The organism is Tautonia marina (genome assembly GCF_009177065.1).
GTDB lineage: Bacteria > Planctomycetota > Planctomycetia > Isosphaerales > Isosphaeraceae > Tautonia > Tautonia marina.
Genome location: NZ_WEZF01000045.1, coordinates 1 through 9,684 on the forward strand (window position 1 = coordinate 1; position 9,684 = coordinate 9,684).

The following is a 9,684-nucleotide window of genomic DNA, read 5'->3' on the forward strand; positions in this document are numbered from 1 at the left end:
ATCAACAACACCGTCGCCAGAAACGCGACGCCCGACGGACCCAGTCGGAGGCGAGGACTTCGATGGGAGGCGAAGGTCCCCCTCTCCGGGCCAGCGTCCTTGAGATCGCCGAAGAGGACGAGCCAACGCCGGAGGAGGCCGTCGCCCTGGCCGACGAGCTCGAGAAGCGGTTGCGCAGCCTCGAATCGGCCAAGGATGCGCACCTGGTCCGGGTCGCCCGCATGAAGCTGGAAGGGTTCACCAACCACGAGATTGCCGGGGCGTTGCGGGTATCCGAACGTTCGATCGAACGCAAGATCGACCGGATCCAGAGCCATTGGATCAAGGAGGAGGAGGCAACGGCACCGCTTTCCGCCTCTCGCGACGCCTACATGGTCGCCCTGGAGGGTCGTCGACGGCTCGCCGCCGACAATCCGACCGTCGTCGAGTATCAGAGCACCCTGGCCAGGACCCACGCGAATCTTGGCGACGTGTTGATCTCCGGCGGCGATGACGACGCTGCCCGCGATGCCTATGAGGCCGCGCTGGCGATCCGTCGGGGGCTCGCCAATACCCACCCCGACTGGTCCGATAACTCCAGCAGTCTCGGCGGCCTCTTGAATAACATCGCGATCATCGATCTGATCGCAGGCCGATTCGCCGAGGGCCGCGATCGCGTCCGAGAGGCGATTGCCTGGCAAGAGAAAGCCCTCGCCGCCGACCCTCGGAATCGGACCTACCGCCAGTTCCTCCGGAACCACTACACGAACCTGAAACGAGCCGCGCAAGGGCTTGATGACGCGGGCCTGACCGCCGAGGCGGAGCGAGGCCTGGCCGAAATCGAAGGCCAATGACCCGATCCGGTCGCCCGCAACGCGAACACATCCTTTCTCGAACTCCAGCAGAAGGGCCGGGACTCACTCCAGGTGCCCGGTTCTGGCAGCTCGTTCAGAGGGTTGCGTTCCGGCCCGACGGTGAGGCCCATGGCCTGCGCGAATTTGGCATTTCACCTGTAACCTTCGGCCGGCGTTTGTCGGAATAGAAGTTAGGTAGGGCTTGTCCGTCAGGCAGACCGGCTGTTCCTCCCCCCCGGAATCGCCCACACGGGAGCAATGTGGCTCGGTTGCTCGCTCGATCCAGCTGCATGAAGCTGAAGGAGTTGTAGCCGGTTTCGCGGCTTTTCCGGTGCCCTCCGTACGTCGTTGTCTAGCCCATCAACGCTCCGATAGGCGGGGCGAATTCCTTCCAGCCACCGTGTCGACCGATGCGAAGAAGCCCCCGTCACATCGTTCCGTCTCTCGTCGGGCTTGGAGCGGTCCTCGCCTTCTACGGCCTGAGCCGCCAGCCGGAGCCGCCCGGGATCGAGGTGGAGCGCAGAGCCGCCGACTTCCGGTTCGAACGCTCACTGCTCCCCGAGCTCTCCGGGCTCCCGCTCCGGTCGGTCCGGGAGGTCAACCCCAGCGTTCGTCACCTCCCCTCGATGATCTCGTTCGTGGGCGCCGCGGTCTCTTTGGCCGACCTCGACGGAGACGGTCTCCCGAACGATCTGGTGCACGTGGACCCGAGGCTTGACCGCGTCATTGTCTCTCCCGTTCCGGGGAGCGGCCAGCGGTTCGCACCCTTCACATTGGATGTCGCCCCGCTCCCATACTGGCCCGAGTCGACCGATCCGATGGGCAGCCTGGTGGGCGACTTCGACGAGGATGGGCGGGCCGACGTTCTCGTCTACTATTGGGGCCGTTCGCCCGTGCTCTTTCTCCGCGCCGCACGCCAGGCCGGCGAGGAGCCCGCCCCCCTGGCCCGGGACGGGTTCGAGGCCGTCGAGCTGGTCGAGCCGCACGAGGTCTGGAACACGAGCAGCGTCTCCCGGGCCGACCTGGACGGAGACGGCCATCCCGACCTGATCATTGGACAGTATTTCCCCGATGGTGTGCCGGTGCTGGATCCCGACTCCGACACGCCCGTCGAGCTGTTTCATTCGCTGTCGCACGCCTCCAACGGCGGCCGGAACCGCCTGCTGCTCTGGGAACGGCCCTCTGGCGGTGACGGGCCCCGGGTCCGCTTCGCCGAGGCGGAGGGGGTGCTCGCGCCCGAGGTCGCCCACGGCTGGACCTTCGGCATCGCGACGGCCGACCTCGACGGCGACCTGCTGCCGGAGATCTACTTCGTCCAGGACTTCGGCCCCGATCGGCTCCTTCACAATCGGTCGAGACCCGGACGGCTCGACTTCGCGCTGCTCCACGGCGAGCGGTCGTTCACGACCCCTCGCTCGAAGGTGCTCGGCGGCGACACGTTCAACGGCATGGGGGTCGACCTGGCCGACCTGAACCGGGACGGCCGCCTCGACCTCGTGGTGAGCAACATCTGCAGCGAATTTGGGCTCCAGGAGAGCAACTTCGCGTTCCTGAGCACCGGCGAGGTTGGGCGCATGGCCGAGGGGGTGGCCCCGTATCGCGACGAGAGCGAACGGCTTGGGCTCTCCCGGAGCGGTTGGGCCTGGGGGGTCAAGTTCGGGGACTTTGACAATGACGCCGAGCCGGAGCTGCTCCAGGCCAACGGCTTCACCCGAGGGACAGTCAGCCGCTGGCCCGAGCTGCAGGAGATTGCGCTGAGCAACGACCAGGTGATCCGGTATCCGGGGGCCTGGGCCGCCGTCGAGCCGGGCGACGACATCGCTGGTGACGAGCTCAACCGGTTCTACGTCCGGATCGGCGACGGATATCACGACCTGGCTCGGGCGGTCGGGCTGGATGAGCCGACGGTCAGCCGTGATTTCGCGACGGCCGACGTCGACGGCGACGGCCGGCTCGATTTCGCCGTGGCGAACAACTGGGAGCCATCGGCCTTCTTCCGCAACGTGGCCCCCGCCCCGGGAGCGTTCCTGGGCCTGAGGCTCCTGCTGGCCGTCGGGCCGGGCGAGCGGGGCCCGACGGCGATCGAAGCCGGTCGATCGCCGACCGATCGCCCGGGTATGCCCGCCATCGGGGCCGAAGCCACCGTCCACCTCCCCGACGGCCGGAGCCTGTTCAACCGGGTCGACGGCGGGGATGGTCACTCGGGGCAACGCGCCCCGGAGCTGCACTTCGGTCTGGGGCGGGTCGACGACGCGACCCGCCTCGACGTCGACCTCCGTTGGCGGGGGGTCGACGGACGCGTCCATGAGGAGACGATCCGAGTTCAACCGGGCTGGCATACCGTGCTGCTCGGCGGGGAGACCAACGATGATTAGTGAGTCGGCGATGACGAGCGAGTCGGCCAGGCGGGACGAGCCGACGACGATCGAGGGCGCCCCGCGCTACTCGAAGGGCCATCTGGGGGCTCTGCGGCGGTTCGCGGTCGCGATCACCGTGCTGAACGTCCTGGGCCATCTCTGGCTTGGCTTCGAGCAGTCTTGGGCGCAGCCGCTGGTCGCCCTGGCCACCGCGTATGCGATGCAACTGCTGCTCGAGACGCTCGACGCCTGGGCCGAGGGCCGTCGTCCCCGCTACGCGGGGGGTGTGGTCCCGCTGATCGATTCGCTGCTGGCGGCCCACATCGCGGCCATGGCGCTGTCGATGCTGCTCTACTACAACGACCGACTCTGGGTCGTCGCCTTCGCCGTCTCGGTGGCGATCGCCTCGAAGTACGTGCTGCGGGTGCCGGTCGGGTCGAGGATGAGGCACTTCCTCAACCCGTCGAACTTCGCGATCACGGTGACGTTGCTGACCTTCCCCTGGGTCGGCCTGGCGATGCCCTGGCAGTTCACCGGGGCGCTGGACGGCTGGGCCGACTGGTCGCTGCCGGTGATCATCTTCTCGCTGGGCAGCCTGCTGAACCTGAAATACACGAAACGCTATCCGCTGATCGTCGCCTGGCTGGTCGGCTTCGTGCTCCAGGCGGCCATCCGAAGCGCCTTCTTCGACGCCTCGCTACTGGCTGGTCTGGCCCCGGCGACGGGCGTGGCCGCCCTGCTGTTCACCTTCTACATGATCTCCGACCCGGCCACGACGCCCTCTCGGCCTGGGGACCAGATCGTCTTCGGGGCCTCGGTGGCGGCGGTCTACGGCGTGTTCATGATGGCCCACGTCGCCTTCGGGCTCTTCTACGCCCTGACGCTCGTCTCCGCCGCCCGGGGGGTCGGCCTCTACGCGATGACCCTCGCCGAGCGACGCGTGGCGGAGCCCGGGCCCCTCGCGGGGGTCGAGCCAGCCTCACTCGGCTGACGCGACCGGGCTGACCGTCGATCGCACGGGCCGCTCGATCTCCTCCAGGGCAGCCTGGGCCTCGTGGACCTGCTCCTCAGCCCCAGGCCGCCCCAGATGCCGTGCGATCTGCGCCCGGACGAGGGCGGACTGCGCGAATTCGTACCTCGCATTCTTGGATTCCGCGAAGGCACAGCTCCGCTCCGCGAAGTGAAGCGCCTTCCGGGTCTGCCCCAGGGCGGCCAGGCTCAGGGAACGCTCCCGGAGCGCCAAGGAATAGGTCGCGGGAAAGAGCCAGCAAAACCGGGTGGCCCATCGGGCCAGTCGGGCGCTGCGCCGTCGGAGCTGGGCAGCCTGACGCGCGTCCTCGCCCGCGATCGCCTCGGCGTGCAGCCGGAGCCCCCGGGCCAGCATCGGGATGACCAGGATGGAGTGTCCATTGACGCAGAACGTCGTTCGGACCATCTCAGCCGCCCGCTCGAAGACCTGGAGCGCATCTCCCGTGCGGCCCTGCGACACGAGCCACTCGGCCTCGGTGAGTAGTCCATGGACCGTGGAGAGGATGTCGTCCGGCCGGATCGGGTAGCAGCCCCGGATCTCCTCGAACGGCAAGTCTCCGCCCGTGGCCCGCGCCCAGAGCCAGCTGGAGCAGTAGGTCCTCGTGTCGCCGAACCGGGCGCTGGAGGCGAAGGTCTCGCGGGCCGCGGCGACCGCCTCGGTGAGTTGCCCCAGCCCGTAATGACAGCAGGCCTTGTGGAAGCGCGCCAGGTGGTACTCCCAGAGGTCGCCAGACCGATTGAGCAGCTCGATCGCCTCGTTCAGCTGTTCCAGGCCCTCCTCGTAGCGAGCCGCGGCGTAGAAGCCGGCCCCCTGGTAGCCGCAGCTGTATCCTTGGGCGTAGAGGTCGTTGAGCTCGCGGGCCAGAGCCATGGCCCGATCGCCGTAGCGCGCCCCCCGCACGTTCCAGCCCATCACCGCTGACCAGCAGGAATGCATCCCGTACGTCAGGGCCAGGTGAGACGACGGGGCCACCTGCTCGGCCTGATTCATCCCGAGCAGATGGACCCACAGCGCCTTGATCGAGTTCTGGAAGAAGTAGGGCTCGCTGATCAGGTACCCTAGCCGGATCGTGAGGTCGCGACGCGAGGTGGTCGAGCGCCGATGCAATCGCGACGGCCAGAGCGTGTGCCAGGTCTGGATGAGGACCTGGTGCAGGGCGGCGAAGACCCAGCCGGGCCTGGTGCGGGGGACCCGGATCCCGAGGCGTCGGAGCCCGCTCTCTCCGAGGGCGATGCTGCGGTCGATCAACCCCTCCTTGAACGCGATCGCTGCCTGGAGCGACTCGACCCGGGCCTTCCGCTCGGGGTCATCGACCAGGTCGATCACCCCATCCAGCGTGTCGTTCGCCTCGTCGTAGCGGCCCAGCAGCATCAAGGCCTCGCCGTACCCCTCGGCGATCCGGAAGCGGACGACATCGGGCGCCTCGCCTGCGTTCCGCCGGGCGATCTCGTACTGCGCAGCTGCCACCTCAGGAGCGAACCGCCGCCGTGCCTGCTCGGCCCCGATCAGCGCGCAGGCGAGAGCCTCCCGCCCACGGCCGGCCGCGTCGAAGTGGAAGGCGAGGTCGTAGATCCGGTCGATCGCGGTGGCCGCCTCGGTGGCTACGGGATCCGGGCCGGAGGCGAGCGTCTCGAGCCGGCCGAGGTCGGCCCCCACCTTCGCCGCGATCAGGTCGGCCAGCCGGCCGTGGATCGCCCGCCGGTCGTCCGCGCCCAGCTCGTCGAGGACCGATTCGCGGATCTTGTCGTGGTAGGTGTCGAGCTTCGACGCCTCGCCGGCGCCGAGCAGACGGACCAGCCGCTCGTTGCGCATCGGGTTGAGCGACAGGGCTGAGTGCCCTCCGGAGGCTTGCAACGCCTCGTCGACGGGCAACGCCTGGCCCGAGACGGCGATCACCTCCAGCAACCCCCGGGCCTCGGTCGGCAATCGGCCCAGCTTCTGGGCGATGACCTCGCCGACGGGCATGAGCCGGAAGGAGTCGGAGTCGGGGTCGAAGCAGCCGGCCAGCTCGACCAGCAGGAACGGGTTGCCGCCGGTCTCGCGGGCGATCTCGGCGGCGCGGCGGCGGACGACCTCGTCGTCCCGGCCGATCAGGTCGGTGAGCAGCTCGACGCGCTGCTGCTCGTCCAGCGGACCGACGGTGACGTCGCGACGGGCGACCTCGATGTCGTGCTTCCGCTGCAGTTGGGCCCAGGCGTTGAGGAAGGCGCTGCCCTCGGCCTCGTCGGAGCGGTAGGTGCCGAGGAAGAGGACGGCCGGCGCCTCGGGGGGGCGCAGGATCTCGAAGAGGGCCTCGGCGCTGTCGTCGTCGCCCCACTGCAGGTCGTCGACGAACATCACCACCGGGGCCCGGTCGCTGAGCCTCAGCATCAGCTCGCGCAGCGCGGCGAAGGCCCGACGCCTCATCTGTTGGGGGTCCAGGTCCGCCAGCCGGTTGCGGCGGGCCTTGCCGACCACGTCCACTCGGCCGAGCACCGGGAAGACGTCGGCGAGCAGGCCGACGTCCGCCGGCATCAGCAGGGCCGCGTCCTCCGGGGGCAGCCCCCTGAGGTGGCTGGCCAGGGCGTCGATCAGGTTGTCCAGGGCCTTGAAGGGGACCGATTCGCGGTCGTAGCAGCGGCCCGAGAGGATGGTCAACTGCCGGTCCTCCCGCAACGGGGCCAGGAACTGCTCGGCGAGCGTGGTCTTCCCCTCCCCCGATCGCCCTCGGATGAAGACCGTCAGCGGGGAACCCGAGCGATCGATGTCTCGGCGCGCCTCCTCCAGTTGTGCTAGCTGCGGGCCGCGCCCGACGAGGCGCACACCGGGCTCGCCCCTGGCGTCCGAACCGGGGATCATGGCCCCAGCCGAGACGACGCGGGCGACCTCCAGCGCGTCGGGACGGCCAGCCGGATCGCGGGCCAGAAGCCGCATCGCCAGCACGGGAAGGTCCTCCGGCACCGACCCGTCGACCGGCAGCGGGGGAGCGTCCTTCGACTGCTTGCCCTGGAGCACCTGAAGCAGCGTCCCGTCGAACGGTCGCCGCCCGCTCAATGCCTCGTAGAGCATCACGCCAACGGCGTACCAGTCGGCCGACGGCGCGGCCGACTCCTTCCCGGCGGCCTGCTCCGGCGCCATGTACGCTGGCGTGCCGGCCATGCGGTCGCTGCCCGAGGCGCTCGCCCCGCCAAGGTCCTGGACCAGGCCGAAGTCGAGCACGACCACCCCACGCCCGGGTGAGACGAGCACGTTGGACGGCTTCAGGTCGCGGTGCACCAGCCCGACGCCGTGCAGGGCCATCACGGCCGAGGCCAGTTGCGTCAGCGCCGCCCGCAATCGACCTTCGTCCAGCCGTCCGCGGGGGCGGACGTGGCGGAGGAAGTCCGTGCCGTCGACCAGGTCCATGGTGAAGAACCACTGGACGCCGTCGGCGGCCAGTTCGTGCAGGCCGACCAGGTGCGGGTGGTTCAGCTCGGCCGCCGAGCGGAACTCCCGCTTGAAGCGGTGCAAGGCCGAGCCCTCGGCCAGGGGCAGGGTCTTCAATGCGACCCGGTCGCCGCTGCGGACGTGGACCGCCTCGAAGACCACGCCCATGCCGCCCCGGCCCAGCTCGCGGATCAGGCGGTACTCGCCCAGCCTCGAGACGACCGGTGTGGCCAGGCCGGAAGTCGAATTGCCGGCGGTTTCAGTACGATCGCCGGGCGAGGAGGCCGAGCTCGTCGATTCGAGGAAGACACGGCGGATCAGGGACGCGTGTCGGGGGAACCGCTCGATGTACTCGTCGATGGTGGGACGTTCACCAAGTCCCCGTCGCCGGCGCAGCTCGAGGTCAAGGAGGTTGGTCAGGAGGGTCGTCCCGGTCTCTTCGTCGACCTGGACCAGATAGGGCTCGATGGAGGGGGGCTTGCCGGCCTCCCACTCCTCGGTGAAGGCTTGGCAGAGGGCCTCGACGCGGTTGAAAACAGAGTGGGCTGTAGCCGTCCGAAACGCCTCAGGCTCATCTCCCATTAGGCCGATCTCCTCATCTTGGTCGCGATGGGGCCTCATCGTCCCGGACCGTCCTCCGAGACCAGCGACACGGCGAGCCCACCTCACCGAACTCGTTGGGGGGATTCCAGGCCTAGCGTTCGGGCGGTAAGGGATCGATCGGGAGGACCATCGCCGGGCGGATCAGGATCCCCGCCTCGTGCGCCTCTGCGACCACGATGCTGCCCTCCTCGATCCCGTAGCGTCGCCGGAGCGCCGCCGGGATGACCAGTGACCCCCGCTTGCCGACCCGACTCGGCTCGGTCGCAATCGGACGGATCCCGGTCGAGGCATTCCCGGCGTCCCGGGACGCGGACCCCATCCGCTTCCGATCCTTCTTGGAGCTTGCCATGACAACTCCTCTCGAATGACGAGAGCGTGAATCTGACACTCTGAGAATCAGGCATCCCAGACAAGAATTGTCACCGCATCAACCCCGAGGTTCAATACCCGGAGGTTCAACACATTCCGTGATCTCGCCCGGAGTTTGGGAAAGGATGCCGTGTTTGAAATTAGGTCGCGACCTTGATCGCCCTGTCACGCTTGGAGTGGCTCCCCCGATCGTATCGGGACCGCTCGTCGAACTCGGCCGAGTCCCGTCGGCACGGCGACGAGTGGATTAAGGAGAAGAACATGAGAACAACCCCGTTGGAACGGTTCATGGCCTATACAGATGCCCCAAGCAGGCTCGCGGGGTGGTTCGCCTTCCGAACACAAAGACGTGGTCCGCGGCTCCACTCTGGCCCCGATTCAGGGCCCATCCACCTCATTGCCGCAGTCGACCAAGTCTTCGCTGCAATGGCCGGACGTTTCAGCGACGGATGGAAAGCGGGGGTAGGCATAGCCAGCAAGCCGAAAGCCCCGCGAGGCCCGCGTGGTAGGGCCAAGGCGAGACTGCTTGAAGTCCAATACCGATCGGGATGCGGGCGGCCCCGTCGCTACGCTGGCTCATCGCGACGTCACCACGTGCGAGGGATCGTCAATGGCCCTCGGCAAGCCCGGGCGGTGTGGGCTTCCCTTCAGGGAAACCGCATCTTATTTCATGAGTTGAACAGGACCTTCTCCCGGTACTCCTCACTCAAGGCACACTTCAGCCGCTTGGTCTCGATCCCGCGCCGGCACTCGGTCTCACGCTTCAGTAAACCCAGGGCAAACCGTCGCATCACGCTCAGGTTCGCTGCCGCGTGGCCCGTCCGAACCCGTGAGGCATCCTCACCGAAGCTCACATCCAGGGCCTACGCATCATAACAGGAAATTTGGGAAACTTGGGCAACTGATTATTGTAGTGTAACTTTGAGCATATCCATGAAAATACAGCGTTTTCTCTATTATAGAGGTTTCAACATGAAAGTTGTGTTGTTGTGCGATTTGGATTGGGACGACCAAACCAGCGAAAAACTCAGCGTTTCTAACGTGCGTAGACCCTGAGCTCGCATCCAGTTGCCAATGCAGTTGGTTT

At 67.7% G+C, this 9,684-nt stretch carries 6 protein-coding genes; 3 read left to right on the forward strand and 3 right to left on the reverse strand.

Annotation, left to right across the window (positions count from 1 at the left end; genetic code table 11):
• From GA615_RS26965 to GA615_RS26975, 3 genes are all read left to right on the forward strand, one after another.
• On the forward strand, nucleotides 1-833 hold an 833-nt coding region (locus tag GA615_RS26965; protein WP_235905692.1), incomplete at its 5' end, for an ECF-type sigma factor.
• Nucleotides 834-1,243: 410 nt separating this feature from the next.
• Nucleotides 1,244-3,208 carry a CRTAC1 family protein gene (locus tag GA615_RS26970; RefSeq protein WP_152054454.1) on the forward strand — a complete coding sequence of 655 codons (1,965 nt, stop codon included), beginning with the start codon at nucleotides 1,244-1,246 and terminating at the stop codon, nucleotides 3,206-3,208.
• On the forward strand, nucleotides 3,201-4,181 hold the full coding sequence (locus GA615_RS26975; RefSeq protein ID WP_152054455.1) for an enediyne biosynthesis protein UnbU: 981 nt from the start codon (nucleotides 3,201-3,203) through the stop codon (nucleotides 4,179-4,181). The genes GA615_RS26970 and GA615_RS26975 overlap by 8 nt, the downstream gene beginning before the upstream one ends.
• On the opposite strand, the gene GA615_RS26980 is transcribed toward GA615_RS26975, so the two are convergent.
• From GA615_RS26980 to GA615_RS28540, 3 genes are all read right to left on the reverse strand, one after another.
• Nucleotides 4,170-8,207 carry a serine/threonine-protein kinase gene (locus GA615_RS26980; protein WP_161602602.1) on the reverse strand — a complete coding sequence of 1,346 codons (4,038 nt, stop codon included), beginning with the start codon at nucleotides 8,205-8,207 and terminating at the stop codon, nucleotides 4,170-4,172. The genes GA615_RS26975 and GA615_RS26980 overlap by 12 nt on opposite strands.
• A gap of 112 nt (nucleotides 8,208-8,319) precedes the next feature.
• Nucleotides 8,320-8,577 carry an AbrB/MazE/SpoVT family DNA-binding domain-containing protein gene (locus GA615_RS26985; protein ID WP_152054457.1) on the reverse strand — a complete coding sequence of 86 codons (258 nt, stop codon included), beginning with the start codon at nucleotides 8,575-8,577 and terminating at the stop codon, nucleotides 8,320-8,322.
• A gap of 688 nt (nucleotides 8,578-9,265) precedes the next feature.
• The gene (locus GA615_RS28540; protein WP_261343979.1) at nucleotides 9,266-9,388 is read right to left on the reverse strand and encodes a hypothetical protein; all 123 of its coding nucleotides are present in this window, start codon (nucleotides 9,386-9,388) and stop codon (nucleotides 9,266-9,268) included.
• Between the last annotated feature and the right edge of the window lie 296 nt (nucleotides 9,389-9,684).

What these genes read in the sequence shown, in the direction of transcription:
- GA615_RS26985 (WP_152054457.1), bottom strand. Translation starts at nt 8,577, where the DNA reads ATGGCAAGCTCCAAGAAGGATCGGAAGCGGATGGGGTCCGCGTCCCGG.
- GA615_RS28540 (WP_261343979.1), bottom strand. Translation starts at nt 9,388, where the DNA reads ATGCGACGGTTTGCCCTGGGTTTACTGAAGCGTGAGACCGAGTGCCGG.
- GA615_RS26980 (WP_161602602.1), bottom strand. Translation starts at nt 8,207, where the DNA reads ATGGGAGATGAGCCTGAGGCGTTTCGGACGGCTACAGCCCACTCTGTT.
- GA615_RS26975 (WP_152054455.1), top strand. Translation starts at nt 3,201, where the DNA reads ATGATTAGTGAGTCGGCGATGACGAGCGAGTCGGCCAGGCGGGACGAG.
- GA615_RS26970 (WP_152054454.1), top strand. Translation starts at nt 1,244, where the DNA reads ATGCGAAGAAGCCCCCGTCACATCGTTCCGTCTCTCGTCGGGCTTGGA.